Origin of the sequence: Reyranella sp. CPCC 100927, from assembly GCF_007859315.1 — a bacterium.
Lineage (GTDB): Bacteria > Pseudomonadota > Alphaproteobacteria > Reyranellales > Reyranellaceae > Vineibacter.
The window spans coordinates 24040-45209 of the sequence record NZ_VOHA01000037.1 but is presented as its reverse complement, the minus strand read 5'-3'; the positions used below and the strand labels follow the sequence as shown (position 1 = coordinate 45209).

12 protein-coding genes and 1 pseudogene are annotated in these 21170 nt (G+C 67.7%); 12 read left to right on the top strand and 1 reads right to left on the bottom strand.

Translation table 11 applies throughout. The features are described 5' to 3' along the window. From FQU96_RS40400 to FQU96_RS40345, 12 genes and pseudogenes are all read left to right on the top strand, one after another. Positions 1 to 5014: autotransporter domain-containing protein (locus FQU96_RS40400; RefSeq protein ID WP_146547111.1), on the top strand; the 5014-nt coding region annotated here is incomplete at its 5' end. Between the two features lie 93 nt (positions 5015 to 5107). Further along, positions 5108 to 5416, top strand: coding sequence for a hypothetical protein (locus FQU96_RS40395; RefSeq protein ID WP_146547110.1), 309 nt, complete (start codon positions 5108 to 5110; stop codon positions 5414 to 5416). Positions 5417 to 5672: 256 nt separating this feature from the next. Beyond that, positions 5673 to 6809 carry an efflux RND transporter periplasmic adaptor subunit gene (locus tag FQU96_RS40390; protein WP_178131131.1) on the top strand — a complete coding sequence of 379 codons (1137 nt, stop codon included), beginning with the start codon at positions 5673 to 5675 and terminating at the stop codon, positions 6807 to 6809. A 15-nt stretch (positions 6810 to 6824) separates the two neighbouring features. Then, complete coding sequence (locus FQU96_RS40385) at positions 6825 to 9974, top strand: efflux RND transporter permease subunit (RefSeq protein WP_146547108.1); 3150 nt, start codon at positions 6825 to 6827, stop codon at positions 9972 to 9974. A gap of 98 nt (positions 9975 to 10072) precedes the next feature. Then, the gene (gene phoR / locus FQU96_RS40380) at positions 10073 to 11476 is read left to right on the top strand and encodes a phosphate regulon sensor histidine kinase PhoR (RefSeq protein WP_146547107.1); all 1404 of its coding nucleotides are present in this window, start codon (positions 10073 to 10075) and stop codon (positions 11474 to 11476) included. 187 nt (positions 11477 to 11663) lie between these two features. Further along, the gene (locus tag FQU96_RS40375) at positions 11664 to 12698 is read left to right on the top strand and encodes a substrate-binding domain-containing protein (protein WP_146547106.1); all 1035 of its coding nucleotides are present in this window, start codon (positions 11664 to 11666) and stop codon (positions 12696 to 12698) included. Between the two features lie 124 nt (positions 12699 to 12822). Then, complete coding sequence (pstC, locus tag FQU96_RS40370; protein ID WP_146547105.1) at positions 12823 to 14202, top strand: phosphate ABC transporter permease subunit PstC; 1380 nt, start codon at positions 12823 to 12825, stop codon at positions 14200 to 14202. Between the two features lie 19 nt (positions 14203 to 14221). After that, positions 14222 to 15547 carry a phosphate ABC transporter permease PstA gene (pstA, locus tag FQU96_RS40365; RefSeq protein ID WP_146547104.1) on the top strand — a complete coding sequence of 442 codons (1326 nt, stop codon included), beginning with the start codon at positions 14222 to 14224 and terminating at the stop codon, positions 15545 to 15547. Between the two features lie 95 nt (positions 15548 to 15642). After that, positions 15643 to 16374, top strand: a pseudogene (pstB, locus tag FQU96_RS40360) (phosphate ABC transporter ATP-binding protein PstB); the annotation flags it as partial. Between the two features lie 17 nt (positions 16375 to 16391). Continuing rightward, complete coding sequence (phoU, locus tag FQU96_RS40355) at positions 16392 to 17078, top strand: phosphate signaling complex protein PhoU (RefSeq protein WP_146547102.1); 687 nt, start codon at positions 16392 to 16394, stop codon at positions 17076 to 17078. Between the two features lie 37 nt (positions 17079 to 17115). Continuing rightward, positions 17116 to 17817 carry a phosphate regulon transcriptional regulator PhoB gene (phoB, locus tag FQU96_RS40350; RefSeq protein WP_146547101.1) on the top strand — a complete coding sequence of 234 codons (702 nt, stop codon included), beginning with the start codon at positions 17116 to 17118 and terminating at the stop codon, positions 17815 to 17817. A 265-nt stretch (positions 17818 to 18082) separates the two neighbouring features. After that, positions 18083 to 20068 (top strand): PhoX family phosphatase, encoded by a 1986-nt coding sequence (locus FQU96_RS40345; protein ID WP_146547100.1) that lies wholly within the window; start codon positions 18083 to 18085, stop codon positions 20066 to 20068. A 253-nt stretch (positions 20069 to 20321) separates the two neighbouring features. On the opposite strand, the gene FQU96_RS40340 is transcribed toward FQU96_RS40345, so the two are convergent. Beyond that, on the bottom strand, positions 20322 to 21149 hold the full coding sequence (locus FQU96_RS40340; RefSeq protein WP_146547099.1) for a nitroreductase family protein: 828 nt from the start codon (positions 21147 to 21149) through the stop codon (positions 20322 to 20324). Positions 21150 to 21170 lie beyond the last annotated feature (21 nt).

The window sequence follows — 21170 nt, the reverse complement described above, 5'->3', positions numbered from 1 at the left end:
CACAGCGCTGGGCGGCGCCGGTGGCACGACACCGGGCGCCGCCGGCGCCGCCGGCGCCGACGCCGTGAGCGGCTATGCGCCCTCCGGGGGCGGGGGCGGGGGCGGTGCACACGGCTTTGTGGGCCCTGCGCTTCCGAATGCGTCCAGTACCGGTGGCGCCGGCGGTGCTGGTGGTGGCTCCACGGTCGACCTGACGGAAGGTGGCAGCGGCGGCGCCGGTGGCTTCGGTGCTGTCGTCACCAGCAGCGGCGACCTGGGGACGATGACCGTTTCGGCGACGGGCGGGGCCGGCGGTAATGGCGGTTCCGCCGATTTCGTGGGCGGCAATGGAGGTAGCGGCGGCATCGGCTTGCTGCTGACCAGCACGGCCGGCACGACCCTCACCGTCGCCGGGACAATACAAGGGGGCAAGGGTGGCAGCGGTGGCGACGCAACCTTCGACGGCGACGGTAGCAACGGTGGCGCCGGCATTGTCGGCCAGAATCTCATAATCACCCTGAGCGCCACAGCCAGCGTGACAGGTGGCGACGGCGGCAGCTCTCAATACGGCAGCGTTGGCGTCGGCGGCGCCGGCATTGTCGGCCAGAACCTTGCCATCACGCTCGACGGCGGCCGGATCGTCGGAGGCCTGTCCGGCGCGTCGGTGCGGGGTAACGCCATCGCCTTCACCGGCGGCACCAATACCCTGACCATCACGCGCGCCGATTCGACTCTGACCGGCAACATCGATGTCACCGGCAGCCTGACCATCGACCAGCGCAGCGGCTTCGCTCTCGGCGGCGCCATCACCGGGTCCGGATCCGTCACGGTGTCGGGTACCGGCACCCTGGTGCTGACCGGCGACAGCACCTACGCCGGCGTCACGACCATCAGCGCCGGCACCCTGCAGCTGGGCGATGGCGGCGGGTCCGGATCGATCGGCGGCAATGTCGTCAACAACGCGGCCCTGGTCTTCAATCGCTCCGGTACCGCCACCCCGTTCGGCCAGTTCCCGAGGATCATGTTCGACGGCGTCATCTCCGGCACCGGCACGGTGACACAGGCCGGCACGGGTACACTCATCCTGACGGCCGACAATACCTACGGCGGCGGCACAACCATCAGTGCGGGTACGCTGCAACTGGGCAACGCCGGCACTACGGGCGGGATTGTCGGCAACGTCACCAATAACGCCACACTCGCGTTCAACCGTACCGACAGCATCACGTTCAGCGGCGTGATATCGGGCACCGGTGCCGTGCGTCAGATCGGCAGCGGAACGACGATCCTGACCGGCGACAACACCTATGGCGGCGGCACCATCATCAGCACCGGAACCCTACAAGTGGGCAACGGCACCAACACGGGATCGATCACCGGCAACGTCAGCAACAACGCCACGCTGGTCTTCAACCGGTCCGATACCGTTACGTTTGCCGGCGTGATCTCGGGCAACGGCGCGCTGCAGCAGAACGGTGGCGGCGCCACGGTCCTGACTGGCAACAATGTGTATACCGGCGGCACCGTCATCAGCACCGGCACATTGCAGCTCGGGACCGGTGGCACGACAGGGTCCATCCTGGGCAACGTCGCGAACGACGGCACGCTGATCTTCAACCGATCCGACACGCTCACGTTTGGCGGAACCATCTCCGGTACCGGCAGCGTCCGGCAGATCGGTGGTGGCGTGCTGACGTTGACCGGCAGCAATGCGTATGGCGGTGGCACGACGGTCTCAGGCGGAACACTGTCGGTCTCGAGCAACGCCAACCTCGGCGCCGCAGGATCGCGTGTCACCCTCTCCGACGGCGGCACTCTCCGGATCACCGGCACAGGCTACAGCAGCGGGCGCGTATTCGACCTCACCGCATCCGGCGGCGCCATCGACGTCGCCGCGGCCGCCGGTAATTTCGTTGCCATGGGTGCGATCGGCGGCCCGGGCGGGCTGACGAAGAAGGGTGCCGGCACGCTGACGCTGACCGCGGAAGCCACCTACGGCGGCAGCACCATCATCGCGGCCGGCACGTTGCAACTGGGCAACGGCGGTACGACCGGCGCGATCACGGGCAATGTCACCAACAACGCCACGCTGGCGTTCAACCGGTCCGACACTGTCACGTTCGCCGGCATCATCTCGGGCAGCGGGGCACTGCATCAGGTCGGCGGCGGCACCACGATCCTGACTGGCAACAGTGGCGCTTTCGCCGGCAGCACCACCGTGTCGGACGGCACGCTGCGGGTCGACTCCACCCTGGGCGGTTCGGTTTCAGTCCTCACCGGCGGCACCCTGGCCGGTACCGGCAGCATCGCAGGCCCCGTCACCGTCGACGGCACCCTGTCGGTCGGTGCCAGCCCGGGCACCCTCAGCGTCGGCAGCCTGGCGCTCAATGCAGGCGCAACGTCGATCTTCGAGCTGAACGCGCCCGGCGTCGCCGGCGGCAGCGATCCCGTCACTGGCAACGACCTTGTCGTGGTGTCGGGCAACCTTACCCTGGGCGGCGCACTCGACGCGCGCGCTGCGGCGGGCGGCTACTATCGCCTGTTCAACTACGGCGGGACGCTGGCCGGCGCCTTCAGCGGTGTCGGCGTCACCGGCACCAGCGGCTTCACAGTCGCCGGCCATCAGGTCGAGACCGGCATCACGGGCCAGGTCAATCTGGCAGTGCGTGGCGCCGGCCAGACCCTGTTCTTCTGGGATGGCGCCGACAGCAGCGGCAACGGCACGGTCGATGGCCGCGCCGGTACATGGTCGGCCGGCGGCACCAACTGGACCGGCCAGCCCGGCCAAGCAGCCATCAACGGGACATGGGGCGGGTCCGTCGGCATCTTCGCCGGTGCGGCCGGCGGTACCGTCACGGTCGTCGGTACTCAGGCATTCGACACGCTGCAATTCTCGACCGCAGGATATGCCCTGAGCGGCGGCACCCTGGCGATGTCGCCGGCCAGCGGCACCGCTGGAACGATCACCGTCGATTCTGGCGTCGCGGCCTCGATTGCCTCGACTATTGCGGATGGCACGGCCACGGGTTTGCGGAAGGTCGGCAGCGGCACGCTGATCCTGACCGGCAACAACACGTACAGCGGCGGCACCACCATCAGCGGCGGCACGCTGCAACTGGGAGACGGCGGTACGAGCGGCGCGATCACGGGCGACGTCGTCAACGACCGCACTCTTGCCTTCAACAGGTCCGACAGCGTGACCTTCGCCGGCGTGATCTCCGGCAGTGGCGCCGTGCGGCAGATCGGCAACGGCACCACCGTGCTCACGGGCGCCAACACCTATAGCGGCGGCACGACCATTGCTGCCGGCACGCTGGCGGGCTCTGCCGCCAGCTTCGGCAGCGGCACGATCCTCAACAACGGCGCGCTGATCATCGACCAGGCCGCCGACGCGATCCTGGCCAACGCCATCGATGGTACCGGCAGCCTCGCCAAGCGTGGCGCCGGTACACTCAACCTTACCGGCACGAGCACCCTGTCAGGCCTGACCACTGTCGAGGCCGGCCGCCTGGTAGTGAACGGATCGCTGGCCAACTCTGTCGTCACCCTCAGCGGCGGCACGCTGAGCGGCACCGGCACCATCGGTGGCGTGGTGATCCAGAGCGGCGCCATCGTGGCGCCCGGCAATTCCACCGGCACGCTGACCGTCGCCGGCAACGTGGCCTTCGCCGCCGGCTCGACCTACCAGGTCGAGGTCGATGCCGCCGGCGCAACCGACCGCATCCTCGCCACAGGCACCGCCACGCTGGCCGGCGGCACTGTGCAGGTGCTGGCGGCGCCCGGCAGCTACGCGCCCGCCACGCAATACACCATCCTGACCGCCGCGGGCGGCGTGAGCGGCCAGTTCGCTGGCGTCAGCAGCAACCTCGCGTTCCTCACACCGAGCCTCGGTTATGATGCGTCAAACGCCTACCTGACCCTGCAGCGCAACGACATCCGCTTCGCCGGTATCGGCATGACACCCAACCAGGTCGCCGCCGCGGGCGGCGTCGAGACCCTGGGCCTCGGCAATCCACTCTACGGCGCGATCGTCCCCCTCGATGCCGCATCCGCGCGCATGGCCTTCGAGGGGCTGTCCGGCGAAATCCACGCTTCGCTCAAGGCCACCTTGCTGGAAGACAGCCGCTTCATCCGGGAAGCGACGCTGGACCGGCTGCGCCAGGCGTTCGGCGGCGTCAGTCCTTCGGGACGAACCGCAGCCGCCAGCGATACGGTGACGGCATGGATGCGCGGCTTCGGGTCGTGGAGCACGTTCACCAGCGACGGCAATGCCGGCCGCCTCAACCGCTCGGCGAGCGGCGTCATCGTCGGCGCCGATGCGGCCATCGGCGATGTCGTCCGCCTGGGCCTCGCCGCGGGCTACAGCAATTCCCGCGTAACCCTGGGCGCGCGCGCGTCATCGGCCCGCATCGACAGCTACCACCTCGCCCTCTACGGCGGCGCGCAGTTCGGCGGATTCGGCGTGCGTGCCGGTGCGGCCTACGCCTGGCACGACATCGACACGTCCCGCACCATCGCCTTCCCCGGCTTCACCGACCGCGCCCGCGATACCTACAGCGCCCGCACCGCGCAGATCTACGGCGAAGTCGGTTACACCGTCGATGCTGGTCCGGTGGTGCTGGAGCCTTTCGCCAACCTGGCGTACGTCAACCTGCGCACGAACGGAACACGCGAGAGCGGCGGTGCTGCCGCCTTGCGCGGCCGTGGCGGTACCAGCGACGCCACGTTCTCCACTCTGGGTGCGCGCGCCACGGCCGGCTTCGACGTCGGCAACGGCCATCGGCTGACCGTGCACGCCACCGCGGGATGGCGCCATGCCTTCGGCGGCGTGAGACCCAAGGCGGTGCAGGCGGTCGCCGGCGGGCCCGATTTCACCATCTCGGGTGTGCCGCTGGCGCGCAACGCCATCGTGATCGACACCGGAGTCGATATCAGCCTCACGCAGCAGGTCACGTTCGGCGTGCGCTACAATGGCCAACTCGGCGCGGGCGCGCGGGACCACGGCATCCGCGCCAACCTTACGGTGACGTTCTGAGCGAAGCAGGTCGCCGGTCTGTGACTTGAGTTGACGGGGCGGCGCGTCTAGGGTTGCGCGGTGCACAGGTTCCGACAGTTCGTGGCGATCCTCATGGTGATCGCTATCGCATGCGCCGCGGCATTGCCGCCGGCGGTCGCTGTCGTGCCCACCGCACCTATCGGCGACGTCACCGACTCCGCCGTCGACAACGCGGCCTGCGACGACTGCACGGGCGACACGTGCGATCGCAAGGACAGTTGCCTGGGCACCTGTGCCCGCATGCCGGGTCCGATGACGGCGCGACTGGAAGCGCCCGTCACGCAGCCGGCCGCGCCCGCTGCCGACAGTCACGGTTTTGCCGGCCGCAGCGATTTCACGTCACGCGCCATCCGACCGTTGCTGCCGCCGCCGCGCGTCTGAACTGACCGGTCGAATCTAACGCCCTCCCGGATCTGCGTCGCGGCATGCTTGCCCGCGCGCCGGCCCTCCTTTGGCGCGAGCTTTCCATGTCTGTTCTCACGTGCCGGCGCGCGGCCCCTGGTCGCGGCGCCATCCCCGTCATCCTGCATCGCGGGTGCTCGCCATGACGGCGCGCGCGCTTCTTTTGGGCACCGCGGTTGCCGTCCTCGCCGCAAGCGGGGGTGCTGCGGGCACATTCCTGCTGATGAGCGGGCCGATGCCCGCGCCCGCAGCCAGTACGGGCGGCAAGAAGATCCTCTACTACCGCAATCCCATGGGCCTGCCGGACACCTCACCGGTGCCAAAGCAGGACTCCATGGGCATGGACTACATCCCCGTCTATGAGGGCGAGGACCAGCCTGACGACAGCGGCACGGTGAAGATCAGCCCCGAGCGCATCCAGCGCCTGGGCGTACGCACCGAGATCGTCGAACGCCGTCCACTGACGCGGCCGGTCCGCGCCACCGGCACCGTGCAGTTCGACGAACGCCGGCAAGCCATCGTCGCCTTGCTGTTCGAGGGCTGGATCGAAACGCTCGTTGCCAGCGCCACGGGCGATCCCGTGAAACGCGGCGAGCCGCTGGCCACGATCTACAGCCCGGCGCTGCTGCTGGCCGAACAGGACTACGTGCTGGCCCGCCGCTCGACCAGTGCCGTCGCCGGCCTGGAGGTAACGGCACTGCAGCGCCTCAGGGTGATGCGCGTGCCCGAAGCCGAAATCGAGCGGCTGCGCCGCGGTGGCGAGCCGCGCATCACGCTGACGCTGCCGGCACCGATCGACGGCGTGGTCATCGAGAAACCGGCGATCCAGGGCATGCGCATCACGACCGGCGAACCTCTGTTCAAGCTGGTCGATCTCAGCGCCGTGTGGGTGGTCGCCGACGTGCCCGAGACCGAGGTGGCCGACATTCGCGTCGGCCAGATGGCCGCGATCACCACGACGGCCTATGGCGACAGCGGCTTCACCGGGACGGTGAACTACATCTATCCCAGCGTGGCACGCGAGACTCGCACGGTGCGGGTGCGAATCGAGATCGCCAATCCCGAAGAGCGGCTGAAGGCCGACATGCTGGCCAGCGTCGCGATCGCCACCGGCGATTCCGCGCCGCAATTGGCGGTGCCTGAATCGGCCGTGATCGACGATGGCACGCGCCGCGTCGTGCTGATCGACAAGGGCGACGGCCGCTTCGAGCCGCGCACCGTGACCATCGGCAGGAAGGCCGGTGCGTACTATCCCGTTCTTGAGGGTGTCAGCGACGGCGAGCGAGTCGTGGTGTCGGCGACATTCCTGATCGACTCCGAAAGCAACCTGCGCGCGGCGTTGAAGACGTTCACGCCGCCGGAGGCGCAGTAGCGTGGAGATGGCAAGATGATCGCGGCCGTTATTGCGTGGTCGGCACGCAACCTGATGCTGGTGGGGATCGGCACTGCCTTTGCCGTCATTGCCGGCGTGCTGGCGCTGACGCGGGTACCACTGGATGCCATCCCCGATCTCTCCGACACCCAGGTGATCGTCTACACCGAGTACGGCGGTCAGGCGCCGCAGGTGGTCGAGGACCAGGTTACCTATCCGCTCACGACGTCGCTGCTGTCGGTGCCGCGGGCCAAGGCGGTCCGCGGCTTCTCGTTCTTCGGCGTGTCGTTCGTCTACGTCATCTTCCACGACGGCACCGACCCCTACTGGGCGCGCAGCCGCGTGCTGGAATACCTGAACGCCGCCGCACGGCGGCTGCCCTCGGGCGTCACGCCCAGCCTGGGGCCCGATGCGACCGGCGTCGGCTGGGTCTACCAGTACGCCGTGCTGAGCGATCAGCGCAATCTTGCCGAGCTGCGCTCGATCCAGGACTGGAGCTTGCGCTATGCGATCGCCAAGGCCGAGGGCGTGTCGGAGGTCGCGAGTGTCGGCGGCTTCGTGCGCCAGTACAACATCGTGGTCGACCCGCTGCGCCTGAAGGCGTTCGGCATCCCGCTGTCGACGGTGGCGCAGGCAGTGCGCACCAGCAACCGGGATGTCGGCGGCCGCACGGTCGAGATGTCGGAGACCGAGTTCGTGGTGCGCGGCCGCGGCTACCTGCGCGGCATCGACGACCTCGAGCAGATCGTGCTGAAGGCCGACCGCGGCACGCCGGTGCTGCTGCGCGACGTGGCCCGCGTCGTGCTGGGCCCCGACGAACGGCGCGGCGTCACCGAACTGAACGGCGAGGGCGAGGCCGTGGCTGGCATCGTCGTGCAGCGCTTCGGCCAGAACGCGCTCGACGTCATCGCCGCCGCCAAAGCCAAGATCGCCGAACTCGCCGCCGGCCTGCCGCGCGACACCCAGGTGGTGCCGGTCTACGACCGCGCCGACCTGATCCACCGTGCCATCGCGACGCTGAAGACCACGCTGCTGGAGGAGAGCCTGGTCGTGGCGCTGGTGTGCATCGTGTTCCTGATGCACGTACGCAGCGCCCTGGTCGCCGTCATCACGCTGCCGGTCGGCGTGCTGATGGCCTACGCCGCCATGTGGTGGCTGGGCATCAGCTCCACCATCATGAGCCTGGGCGGCATCGCGATCGCCATCGGCGCCATGGTCGACGCCGCCATCGTGATGATCGAGAACGCGCACAAGCACCTGGAGCGCGCCGCAGCGGATGCACCGCGGGCGCGTGTGCTGATCGATGCCGCCGTCGAGGTCGGACCGTCGCTGTTCTTCAGCCTGCTGATCGTCACGGTGTCGTTTGTGCCGATCTTCGCGCTGGAGGACCAGGAAGGCCGCCTGTTCAAACCGCTGGCGTGGACCAAGACTTTCGCCATGGCATCGGCCGCCATCCTGTCGGTGACCCTGGTACCGGCGCTGATGCTGCTGTTCGTGCGCGGCCGCATCTTGCCCGAACGGCGCAATCCGCTGAACCGGGCACTGATCGGGCTGTACCGGCCGATCATCGCGGGCGTGCTCAGGGCCAAGGCCGTGGTGTTGGCGTTGGCTTTCGGCATTCTGGCGCTGTCCTGGTACCCAGCCAGCAAGCTGGGCGGCGAGTTCATGCCCACCCTCGACGAGGGCACACTGTTCTATATGCCGATCGCGCTGCCCGGCCTGTCGATCACCAAGGCGGCCGAACTGCTGCAGACCCAGAACCGCATCATCAAGTCGTTCCCCGAAGTGGAGTCGGTGTTCGGCAAGGCCGGCCGCGCTCTCACCGCCACCGATCCGGCACCGACCGAGATGTTTGAAACCATCATCAACCTCAAGCCCAAGGACCAGTGGCGCCCCGGCATGACCACCGACAGGCTGATCGCCGAGATGGACAAATCACTGCAGTTCCCCGGCGTCGCGAACTCGTGGACCATGCCGATCCGGGCCCGCATCGACATGCTGTCGACCGGCATCCGCACACCGGTCGGCATCAAAGTCCTGGGCAACGACCTGGGCGAACTGGAGACGTTGGCCCGGCAGATCGAGGGCGTCGTGCGTCGTGTGCCAGGCACCTCCAGTGCCGTCGCCGAGCGCGTACTGGGCGGCTACTACCTCAACATCGAGCCCGACCGCGTGATGCTGGCGCGCTACGGGCTCACGATCGATGCCGTGCAGAACACCATCGCCCTGTCGCTGGGCGGCGAGACGGTGACGACCACCGTCGAGGGCCGCGAACGCTACGGCGTGAACGTCCGCTATCCGCGCGACCTGCGCAGCGATCCGGCCGCCATCGCGGCCAATACGCTGATCGCGCTGCCCGACGGTGGCACGGTCACCCTGGGCCAGGTTGCGCAGATCCGGCTGGGGCGCGGCGCGGCCTCGATTCGTACCGAGAACGCCAAGCTCGCGGTCTACATCTTCGTCGATGTGCGCGATCGCGACCTGGCCGGATACGTTGCCGAGGCCCGGAAGGCCGTGCTGAACGCCGTGACCTTCCCCGCGGGCAGCTACATCCAGTGGAGCGGTCAGTTCGAATACCTCGAGCGCGCCGAGGCCCGGCTGAAGATCGTGGTTCCGGTGACCCTGCTGGTGATCTTTCTGCTGCTGTACCTCAATTTCCGGCGCCTGACGGAAACCCTGATCGTGATGTTGTCGCTGCCCTTCGCCCTGACCGGCGGCCTGTGGCTGCTCTATGCACTCGGCTTCAACATGAGCGTTGCCGTGGCCGTCGGCTTCATCGCCTTGGCCGGCGTCGCGGCCGAGACTGGTGTCGTAATGCTGGTGTACCTCGACCACGCGCTGGCCGAGATCCGGCAGGCGCGGACAACCGAGGGACGGATGTTGACGCGCGACGATCTGAACCAGGCGATCATGGTCGGCGCCGTCGAGCGCGTGCGGCCCAAGATGATGACCGTGGTCGCCATCACGGCCGGCCTGCTGCCCATCCTATGGAGCACCGGCGCCGGGTCGGAAGTGATGCAGCGCATCGCCGTGCCCATGATCGGCGGCATGGTGTCGTCGACCCTGCTGACGCTGATCGTGATCCCGGCCGTCTACGCCCTGGCCAAGGGCTGGACGCTCGCCAACGATCGTCGTGCGGAAGGGGCTGCAGCAACCCGGCGTTAATGCACCCCAAGAGGCGGGGGCTGTTGATGGCGTAAAAAAACCCAAACACTCGGGGCGACGATTCCGGCTACTAAGCGTTGACCGCTATAGTGAGCAGCATGGCCGAGACCGCCCCACCGTCGCTACCGTTGCGCCGCCACCTGATCGCCAACGCCATTGCGCTGGCGCCGTCGGGCTTGGCTCTGCTGATCCTGGTGTGGATGGATGCGCTGCCGCTGCTGCACGCGCTGATCGCGTTCGCCGGCATCGCCGTGGCGACCGCGATCGTGGTGCGCCGCTACGTTCTGTCGGTCGGCCGCTTTGCCCGGTTTGTCGAGGCGCTGTCGCGCGGCGATGACGCCGACGTACCGCGCTTCGTGCTGTCGCCGGCGGCCGAGGAGTTGGCCGGCGGCGTCGCCGCGCTGACCCGCCTGTGGCGCCGGCAGCGCACCTCCATCGACTCGCTGTCGGCATCGGCCCAGGCCATCGTTGACGGCCTGCCCGACCCGCTGCTGGGTATCGACGGCAATCGTCGCGTGGTGCGCTTCAACCGCGCCGCCCGCTCCCTGCTGGGTCCGATCGAGACCGGGCGCGACCTTGCGGCCACGCTGCGCCAGCCGTCGCTGCTGGACAGCGTCGATGCGGCGCTGGCCGGCCGGCCGATCGAGGAGCCGGCCGAGATCACGGTCACCGGGCCGCCGGCCCGCATCCTTGCCGCCCATATCACGGCCTTGCCGCGACCGACCGACGACGGCTCGCTGGTGCTGGTGGTGCTGCACGACATGACGGCGCTGCGTCGCGCCGAGCGCATGCGCGCCGACTTCGTCGCCAACGCCAGCCACGAACTGCGCACGCCGCTGGCCAGCCTGGTCGGCTTCGTCGAGACACTGCGCGGTCCGGCGCGCGACGATGCCGAGGCGCGCGAGCGGTTCCTGGCCATCATGGCCGAGCAGACCGGGCGCATGCGCCGGCTGGTCGAGGACCTGCTGTCACTGTCGCGCATCGAGCAGCGCGAACACGAGCCGCCGGTGGGACGAGTCGAGGTCGGCCCGCTGCTGCGCGGCCTGGTCGAGATGCTGGAAATGAAGGCCCGCCCGCGTGACGTCAGCCTGCGGCTGAACTTGGCCGACGGCCTGCCGGCGGTCATCGGCGATCGCGACGAACTGGCCATGGCGTTCCAGAACCTGATCGACAACGCCGTGAAATACACCCGGCCGGGCACCACCGTGACCGTCGACGCCACCCGCCAGGACGGCAGCCTGCGCCTGGTCGTCCGCGACCACGGCGAGGGCATTGCCGCCGAGCACCTGCCGCGCCTGACCGAACGCTTCTACCGCGTCGACACCGCGCGCTCGCGCCAGATGGGCGGTACCGGCCTGGGGCTGGCCATCGTCAAGCATGTACTCAACCGCCACCGTGGCCGCCTGGAGGTCGAGAGCGCCGTCGGCGAGGGCTCGACGTTTACGGTTCTATTACCCGCGAGCGAGTTTTCCACCGCCCCGGCCGAGCTGGTACGGCCCTAAAAACGCCGATTCCTCAACAACTAAAGCACTTGTCCAACATCGGCGTGCAAGAACCGGCCCGCAGACGTCATCGAACTGAAATAAATCAGCAATAAAACCGTGTTGTCCGCTTCATAGGACTCGCGCCGACGGCGGGATGCGGTCCACCGCCAGGTACCTTTGGACTGCAAGAGATACGGGAGCTTCCATGCTCGTCAGAACCCTTACTGCGGGCACGTTCACGGCCCTGGTGGCCGTGATGGCCGCCGGCGTGGCGCAGGCGCGCGACCAGATCCAGATCGCCGGCTCATCGACGGTGCTGCCCTTCGCCAACATCGCTGCCGAGCAGTTCGGCAAGACCTTCTCCGGCAAGTTCAAGACGCCGATCGTCGAGTCGGGTGGCTCGTCGGCCGGCCTGAAGAACTTCTGCGGCGGCATCGGCGAGAAGACCATCGATATCGCCAACTCCTCGCGCAAGATCCGGCCCAACGAGATCGAGGAGTGCAAAAAGAACGGCGTCGCCGAGATCCAGGAAATCCGCATCGGCTACGACGGCATCGTCTTCGCCAGCAGCACCAAGGGCGGCACGTTCGTGCTGGAGCCCAAGCACGTCTACCTCGCCGTCGCCGCCCAGGTGCCGGTGAAGGGCGCGCTGGCGCCCAACCCCTATACCAACTGGAAGCAGATCGACGCCAAGCTGCCGGACCAGCCGATCCAGCTGTTCATCCCCGGCGAGAAGCACGGCACCCGCGAGGTGTTCGAGGAGAAGGTGCTGGAAGCCGGCTGCCACGACTTCCCGGAGATCAAGGCCCTCACCGACGCCAAGGCCAAGGCCAACGCCTGCAAGGCGGTGCGCAAGGACGGCCTGTCGGTCGATATCGATGGCGACTACACCGAGACCCTGGCGCGCATCCAGCGCACGCCCACGGCGATCGGCGTGTTCGGCCTGAGCTTCTACGAGCAGAACAAGGACAAGATCAAGGTGGCGACCGTGTCGGGCATCGAGCCGACGATCGACACCATCGCTTCGGGCAAGTACCCGGTGTCGCGCCCGCTCTACTTCTACGTGAAGAAGGCGCACCTGTCGGTGATCCCCGGGCTGAAGGAGTACGTCGAGTTCTTCCTCAGCGACAAGATCGTCGGTGACGAGGGCATGGCGACCGACAAGGGCTTGATCCCGATGCCGACACCGGAGCGCACCAAAATGCGCGCCGACTTCGGCAAGGGCGCCCTGGTCAACTGATGCCGCGTGGACCGGCGCGGCCATGACGCCGCGCCGGTCTGTCACCCCAAGCGCAGCCAGCGATCCGCCGCTGCTTTTGGGACGACAGATTTAACGACCATCACGGCTGTCTCCGGGGAATTCCATGTCCAGCACCCTCGTGCTCGCCGCCCTTCTGCTGATGATGCTGGCCAGTTTTGCCGTCGGCCGTCAGCGGGCGCTCGCCACGGCGGACGGGCACGCACGCACCTTGCATTCGCGCCCACCCTACTACGGCACCTACGTCGCGATGTGGGCTGCGGTGCCGGCGTTGCTGCTGCTGGCGCTGTGGGTCATCGCCCAGCCGACGGTCATCGACATGGTGGTGCGCAACAGCCTGCCCGACGACGTGCGCACGCTGTCATCGGACAAGCTCAGCCTGGTGCTCACCACCATCGACAATCTCGCCAACGGGCGCGCCGTGGTCGGCGAGCCGCCGGCCTATGCCAAGGAAGCGGCCGCCCGCCTGCTGTCGCTGCGTGCGACCTCGAGCTGGGCGATGACCGTCCTGGTGATCGGCCTGGCTGCGGTCGGCTTCTTCTTCGCCTGGCGCAAGGTCAACCCGGCGCTGCGGGCACGCAACGACGTCGAACGCGCCGCCGTCTGGCTGCTGATCGCCTGCTCGGCGATCGCGATCCTGACCACCGTCGGCATCGTCTTCTCGATGCTGTTCGAGACGCTGCACTTCTTCTCGATGGTGCCGCCGCAGGACTTCTTCTTCGGCACGGTATGGGATCCGCGCTTCACCGCCGTGGGTCGCGACGGCTCGGCCGGCCAGTTCGGCCTGATCCCGCTGCTGTGGGGCACGATCTTCATCTCGCTGATCTCGATGCTCGTGGCGGTGCCGATCGGCCTGCTGTCGGCGATCTACCTGTCGGAATACGCCCACAAGAATGTGCGCGCCTGGGTCAAGCCGCTGCTGGAGATCCTGGCCGGCATCCCGACCGTGGTCTACGGCTTCTTCGCCCTGACCACCCTGGGCCCGCTGTTCCGCGACCTTGGCGCCTCGGTCGGGCTCGACATTTCGGCGACAAGCGCGCTCACCGCCGGCGTCGTGATGGGCGTGATGATCATCCCGTTCGTGTCGTCGCTATCGGACGACATCATCAACGCCGTACCGCAGTCGCTGCGCGACGGCTCCTACGCGCTGGGCGCGACCCAATCGGAGACCATCAAGCGCGTGGTGTTCCCGGCGGCACTGCCCGGCATTGTCGGCAGCGTGCTGCTGGCGGTATCGCGCGCCATCGGCGAAACCATGATCGTGGTCATGGCTGCGGGCATCGCCGCCAAGATGACGCTCAACCCGTTCGACTCGGTGACCACCGTCACGGTGAAGATCGTGAGCCAGCTGACGGGTGACCTGGAATTCAACAGCCCGCAGACCCTGGTGGCCTTCGCACTCGGCCTGACCCTGTTCGTCGTCACCTTGGGCCTGAACATCTACGCGCTCCATATCGTGCGCAAATACCGTGAACAGTACGATTGATGCGCCCGGAACACACACCATGACCGACTCGGCCCTTCCCATGACTGTTGCGGACTCCGCGACCAGCGCCCCACGCAAGCTCGTGCTCGACAAGAAACGCGTGCGCTCCCGCTATGCCGCCGAGCGGCGGTTCCGTGCCTACGGCATCGCGGCGATCGCCTTCGGCCTGTTCTTCCTGGCGTGGCTGTTCGTCACGCTGATCCTGCAAGGCTATGGCGCCTTGCAGCAGAGCAAAATGCGGCTGGACGTGACACTCGATGCCGCGACCGTGGCCCCTGGCGGGCAGGTCGACGACAACGCGCTGCGCACCGCCGACTATACGGCGCTGCTGCGCACCGCCCTGCGCACAACGCTGGGTGTCGGCAGCGATCGCGGCGAGCGGCGCGACGCCTATGCGCTGCTGTCCAACGGCGCCGATACCGAGTTGCGCAACCGGGTGCTGGCCGATCCGTCGCTGATCGGCAAGACGGTGTCGGTGTGGGTCTCGGCCGCCGCCGACGTCGACACCCTGATCAAAGGCCAGATCTCACGCGATCTGCCCGAGAACCAGCGCCGGCTCAACGACCGGCAGATCGCCTGGACCGACAAGCTGGTGGCCGACGGCCGCCTGGAGAAGCGCTTCAACACCGCGCTGTTCGTCAACGGCGCATCGAGCGATCCCGAGCAGGCCGGCATGGGCGTGGCCATCATCGGTTCGCTCTACATGATGCTGGTGGTGCTGCTGACCGCCCTGCCGGTCGGTGTCGCCGCCGCCGTCTATCTCGAGGAGTTCGCGCCGCGCAACCGGTGGACCGACCTGATCGAGGTCAACATCAACAACCTCGCCGCGGTCCCGTCGATCGTGTTCGGCCTGCTGGGGCTGGCGATCTTCCTGAACTTCTTCGGCATGCCGCGCTCGGCGCCGGTGGTCGGCGGCCTGGTGCTGGCGCTGATGACCTTGCCGGTGGTGATCATCGCCACGCGCGCCTCGATCAAGGCGGTACCGCCGTCGATCCGCGAAGCAGCGCTGGGTGTCGGGGCCTCCAAGATGCAGGTGATCACGCACCACGTGGTGCCGCTGGCGCTGCCCGGCATCCTGACCGGCACGATCATCGGCATGGCGCGCGCGCTGGGTGAAACGGCGCCGCTGCTGCTGATCGGCATGGTGGCCTTCGTGGTCGCCACGCCGGCGACGCCGTTCGATCCGGCCACCGCGCTGCCGGTGCAGATCTACATGTGGGCCGGCGCGTCGGAGCGGGCGTTCGTCGAACGCACATCGGCCGCCATTCTGATCCTGCTGGTCTTCCTGATTGTCATGAATGCCGCCGCGGTCGTGCTGCGCCGCCGGTTCGAGCGCCGGTGGTAGGGGGAACTGTGATGAATACGATTGCCATGAAACCGGTCAGCGTGACCAACGACGTCGTGTCGACGAACCGGTCGCCCAAGGTCATCTCGCGCGGCGTCAAAGTCTTCTACGGTGAGAAGGAGGCGCTGCACGGCGTCGACCTCGATATCCATGAGCGTGAGGTGACGGCACTGATCGGCCCGTCGGGCTGCGGCAAGTCGACCTTCCTGCGCTGCATGAACCGCATGAACGACGTCGTCGAGGGTTGCCGCATCGAAGGCAAGATCGAGATCGACGGCGACGACATCTATGATCGCCGCATCGACGTGGTGCAGCTGCGCGCCCGCGTCGGCATGGTGTTCCAGAAGCCCAACCCGTTCCCCAAGTCGATCTACGAGAACGTGGCCTACGGCCCCAAGATCCACGGCATCGCCTCGGGGAAGGAAGAACTGGACGAGATCGTCGAGGGCAGCCTCACCCGCGCCGGCCTGTGGAACGAAGTGAAGGACCGCCTGGACAAGCCGGGCACCGGCCTGTCCGGCGGCCAGCAGCAGCGCCTGTGCATCGCGCGCGCGATCGCCGTCAGCCCCGAGGTGATCCTGATGGACGAGCCTTGTTCGGCGCTCGACCCGATCGCCACGGCCAGAATCGAGGAGCTGATCGACGAGCTGCGCGAGAACTTCACGATCGTGATCGTGACGCACTCCATGCAGCAGGCGGCCCGCGTTTCGCAGCGTACGGCATTCTTCCATCTCGGCGACCTGGTGGAGGTCGGCGACACGTCGCAGATCTTCACCAACCCGAAGGAAGAGCGCACGCAGGCCTACATCACCGGCCGGTTCGGCTGAGTTCTGGGAGAGCAACAATGCCCGCCGAACATCTGGTCAAGCGTTTCGACGACGAGCTGGAGAAGCTCGATGCCTCCATCTCCGAGATGGGCGGCCTGGCCGAATCGCAGCTCGCGATGGCGCTGGCAGCGCTGCGCGAGCGCAATTCGGAGACCGCCGAGAAGGTCATGAAGGCCGACAACCGCGTCGACGAGCTTGACCGCGCGGTGCAGAATCAGGTTATCCGCCTGCTGGCGCTGCGCCAGCCGATGGCCAACGACCTGCGCCTGATCGTGACCTCGATCAAGATCGCGAGCGCGCTGGAGCGCATCGCCGATTATGCCAAGAACGTCGCCAAGCGCTCGCTGCAGATCCAGACGATGACCACGCCGCCACTGGCGCTGAACGGCGTCGACCGGCTGGGGCGCCTGGTGCAGAACCTGCTGAAGGACGTGCTCGACGCATTGTCGTCGAAGGATGACGCCCGGGCGCGGGCGGTATGGACGCGCGATGCCGATGTCGACGACGTCTACCACAGCCTCGTGCGTGAACTCTTGACCTACATGATGGAGGATGCCCGTACCATCTCGGCCTGCACACAATTGATGTTCATGGCCAAGAACATCGAACGCATCGGTGACCACGCCACCAATATCGCCGAACTCCTCCTCTTCCGCTGGACCGGAGAGGAGGTCGTCGAGGAGCGACCCCGTGGGACTTCATGAAATCACGCCCCCCGGCGCCGACCGATCCCCTATCGGCATGAGCGCCAATAAAACGCACATCCTGGTCGTCGAGGACGAAGCGCCTCTGGTCGAGTTGCTGCGCTACAACCTCGAGCGTGCCGGCTACCGCGTGTCGGCCGCCGGCGACGGCGAGGCGGCAATGCGCGCCATCGACGAGGACCGGCCCGACCTGGTCCTGCTCGACTGGATGCTGCCACTAATGTCGGGCATCGAGGTCTGCCGCCAGCTGCGCCGCGCACCGGGCACGGCCAACATCCCGATCATCGTGCTGACCGCGCGCGGCGAGGAGCACGACCGCGTCCGCGGCCTGGATGCCGGCGCCGACGACTATGTCAGCAAGCCGTTCTCGCCGGCCGAGCTGATCGCGCGCATCCGCGCCGTGCTGCGCCGCATCCGTCCGGCGCTGGCCGACGAGGTGCTGAGCTACGCCGATCTCACCATGGACCTGGTGCAGCATCGCGTCACGCGCCAGGGCAAGGCCGTGCATCTGGGACCGACCGAGTTCCGGCTGTTGCGGCACTTCATGGAGCATCCCGGCCGTGTGTTCACCCGCGAGCAGCTGCTGGACTCGGTCTGGGGCCGCGATGTCTACATCGAGGCCCGCACGGTCGACGTCCACATCCGTCGGCTGCGGGTTGCCCTGAACATCGAGGGACAGCCCGACCTGATCCGCACGGTGCGCGCCGCCGGCTACGCGCTGGACGCCCAGGGCGGGTGATATCCCTTCCCCACGTAAGTGGGGAAGGTGGCCGAAGGCCGGATGGGGATCCGACGTGGTCTCCATTACTCAGACCACGTCGGATCCCCTCCGCCCCTTCGGGGCACCTCCCCACTTCGTGGGGAGGACAAACTTTTCCTCATATCCACAGCGCCATCCACGGTCTCCACAGACTGTCACTCCCCTGACATGGGGTGGTCATCGGCAGGCAACCCGGTCCCCGTAGACCGCACCCTGCACGAGAGGAAGTTCGCGAGGCGCCACCATGCCGTCATCCGAGCAGCGGCCATCAGCGCTGTGCTTCGACGATCCGGTCGATGCGGTCGGTCGCAACAACACGCCCAATCCCAGCCTTGATGACATCGTGGCGCGCCGTCTGCGGCGGCGCGATGCGCTGCGCGGCCTCGCCCTGCTGGCAACCGCGGCAGGCACCGGCGCGCTGGCGGGCATCCGGCCGCGGCCGGCGGTTGCCGCGTCGGGCGAGACCACGCTGAGCTTCACCGAAACGTCGAGCGCCGTCTCGCCCACGCATCACGTCGCGCCGGGCTACACGGCCCGTATCCTCATGCGCTGGGGTGACCCGGTGCTGCCGGGCGCCCCGGCCTTCGATCCCGCGAATGTCACCGCCGACGCGCAGGCCAAACAGTTCGGCTACAACAACGACTTCATCGGCTACCTGCCGCTGCCGGCGGGCTCGGCCAATGCCGAGCATGGGCTCTTGTGGGTGAACCACGAGTACACCAACCCGGACTTCATGTGGTCGGGCCTGACCAAGGACACCATCGGCGAGAAGATGACCGCCGACCGCACCAAGGCCGAGATGGCGGCCCATGGCGGCTCGGTGATGGAAGTCCGCAAGGAGAACGGTACGTGGTCCGTGGTGCCCGACAGCCGCTACGCCCGGCGCGTCACCGCCACGACGCCGATGCGCATCGGCGGACCGGCGGCCGGGCATGACCGGCTGAAGACCGCGGCGGATCCCACCGGCACGTCGGTGCTGGGCATGATGAACAACTGCTCCGGCGGCAAGACGCCGTGGGGCACCATCCTGACCGGCGAAGAAAACATCCATATGTATTTCAGCGGCGAGACCAGCGGTCCGGAAGCCGCCAACCACCGCCGCTTCGGTGTCGGCGGCAAGGGCACGGTCTACCCCTGGTGGGCCAGACACGATGCGCGCTTCGACGTCGCCAAGGAGCCGAACGAGGCCAACCGCTTCGGCTGGCTGGTCGAGATCGATCCCTACGACCCGATGTCGATGCCGGTGAAACGAACCGCGCTGGGTCGCTTCAAGCACGAAGCCGGTACGGTCGTGGTCAACAACGATGGCCGCGTGGTGGTCTATTGCGGCGACGACGAAAAGTTCGAGTACGTCTACCGCTTCGTCTCCGACGGCCGCTTCGATGCGACCAACCGCGGCGCCAATCGCGAGCTGCTCGACCACGGCACCTTGTCGGTGGCCCGTTTCGACGCCGACGGCACGGTGCGCTGGCTGAAGCTGCGTCACGGCGAAGGCCCGCTCAACGCCGCCAACGGCTTTGCCTCGCAGGCCGATGTGCAGATCGAGGCCCGCCGCGCCGCCGACCTGATGGGCGCCACCAAGATGGACCGGCCCGAGGACATCGAGGCCAACCCGGTGACCGGCGTCGTCTATGTCGTGCTGACCAACAACAGCGACCGCACGCCCGAGCAGGTCGACGCGGTCAACCCGCGGGCCAAGAACTACTACGGCCAGATCGTGGCGCTGCAGCCGCCCGGCGGCCGCGGCAAGGATGCCGACCACGCCGCCGACACGTTCCGCTGGGAACTGCCGCTGCTGGCCGGCGATCCGAACAAGCCCGAGCACGGCGCCAAGTATCCGCAGGGGATCTCCAACGGCGGCTGGTTCTCGTGCCCCGACAACATCGCCTTCGACCCCCAGGGCCGGCTGTGGATCGCGACCGACCAGGGCACCGACTGGCCGCGCACCGGCATCGCCGACGGCATCTGGGCCTGCGAGACCGAGGGTGCGTCGGCCTATGTCACCAAGTGCTTCTTCGCGGTGCCGATCGGCGCCGAGATGTGCGGTCCGGAATTCACGCCCGACGGCAAGACCTTCTTCGTCTCCGTGCAGCACCCGGCAGTCGACGGCGTGAAGGGCTCGAACTACGACACGCCGGCCACGCGCTGGCCCGACTTCAAGGACGGCGTGCCACCGCGGCCCTCGGTGGTGGTGATCACCAAGGACGACGGCGGCGAGATCGGCTCATGACAGCGGACTGAACGCCTGCGCTTTCCCCGCGCGTCGCCTGGTCCATCCCCTGACGGGCCCGCGACGCCAAACTCGAACCCCTCTTTCCCACGAAGAGGGGTTCTTTTTGCGCCCGGTCCAGCCGGCGTCTGTTACGTTCTGATGACGAATTTTGCAGACACCGGATTATCCCGTTATTTCCGACGTCTAGCAATCGGCAAAGTCGACATCACGCGGTCTCTTATCCACGCGCGATGCACAGTTTTATCCCCGGTCAATCCAGCTTGAAGCCCTGGCCGCGCACGTAGTCGCCGAAGGTGGCGCGCTCGGCGCGGGCGTATTGGCGGGCCTTGTCTTCCGACCATCCGTAGAGGTCGACGCGGCCGAAGCGTGCCTCGTCGCGCTGGCGGCGATAGGGTTGCACGGCGGCGCGGCGCCGGTCGTAGGCATCGATCTTGGCCGCCAGGTCGGTCTCATCGAAGCGATCGTGGTGCACGCGCACCTCCAGCGGCAGGCGCAGGCTCAGTTCGCCCTCGCGCGCGGGCCAGCCGACGGCAAGGCCGGCGATGGGAAACACATGCGCCGGCAGTTCCAGCACATCCGAGACGAGGCGCGACTCGTTGCGGATCTGGCTGATCGGGCAGCAGCCCAGGCCGACGGCCTCGGCGGCGGCGATGAACGTCGCCATCACGATGGCACCGTCGACGGCGGCGTTGAAGAAAGGATCGAGGTGATCGTTGGCGAACGGCTTGCCGCGCCAGTCGTGGATCTGGCGCTGCCGGCGGTTGTTGCCGAGGAAGACCAGGAAGACCGGCGACGCCGCGAGCCAGGGATGATCGGGCATGGTGGCGAAGATCGCGGCACGACGGGTCGGATCGTCGAGAATGAGGATATCGCCCTGCTGCATGTCGCTCTTGGTCGGCGAGGACAGGGCCGCGGCGCACAAGGTGCGCAACAGTGCCGGCTCGACCGGCTTGTCGAGAAAGGCGCGCCGTACGCCGCGGGCCAGCATGCGATGCAGCGTCGACGCACTGTCGGCCGGCACCTCGGCCTCGACTCGCTCCCCGAAACGCCGCTCGATCAGATCACCCAACCCGCTCATGTTCCCTCCATTGGCCCCGCC

Coding starts and splice junctions, on each gene's coding strand:
- FQU96_RS40395 (WP_146547110.1), top strand. CDS start 5,108: ATGGTGATCGCTATCGCATGCGCCGCGGCATTGCCGCCGGCGGTCGCT.
- FQU96_RS40390 (WP_178131131.1), top strand. CDS start 5,673: ATGCCCGCGCCCGCAGCCAGTACGGGCGGCAAGAAGATCCTCTACTAC.
- FQU96_RS40385 (WP_146547108.1), top strand. CDS start 6,825: ATGATCGCGGCCGTTATTGCGTGGTCGGCACGCAACCTGATGCTGGTG.
- phoR (WP_146547107.1), top strand. CDS start 10,073: ATGGCCGAGACCGCCCCACCGTCGCTACCGTTGCGCCGCCACCTGATC.
- FQU96_RS40375 (WP_146547106.1), top strand. CDS start 11,664: ATGCTCGTCAGAACCCTTACTGCGGGCACGTTCACGGCCCTGGTGGCC.
- pstC (WP_146547105.1), top strand. CDS start 12,823: ATGTCCAGCACCCTCGTGCTCGCCGCCCTTCTGCTGATGATGCTGGCC.
- pstA (WP_146547104.1), top strand. CDS start 14,222: ATGACCGACTCGGCCCTTCCCATGACTGTTGCGGACTCCGCGACCAGC.
- phoU (WP_146547102.1), top strand. CDS start 16,392: ATGCCCGCCGAACATCTGGTCAAGCGTTTCGACGACGAGCTGGAGAAG.
- phoB (WP_146547101.1), top strand. CDS start 17,116: ATGAGCGCCAATAAAACGCACATCCTGGTCGTCGAGGACGAAGCGCCT.
- FQU96_RS40345 (WP_146547100.1), top strand. CDS start 18,083: ATGCCGTCATCCGAGCAGCGGCCATCAGCGCTGTGCTTCGACGATCCG.
- FQU96_RS40340 (WP_146547099.1), bottom strand. CDS start 21,149: ATGAGCGGGTTGGGTGATCTGATCGAGCGGCGTTTCGGGGAGCGAGTC.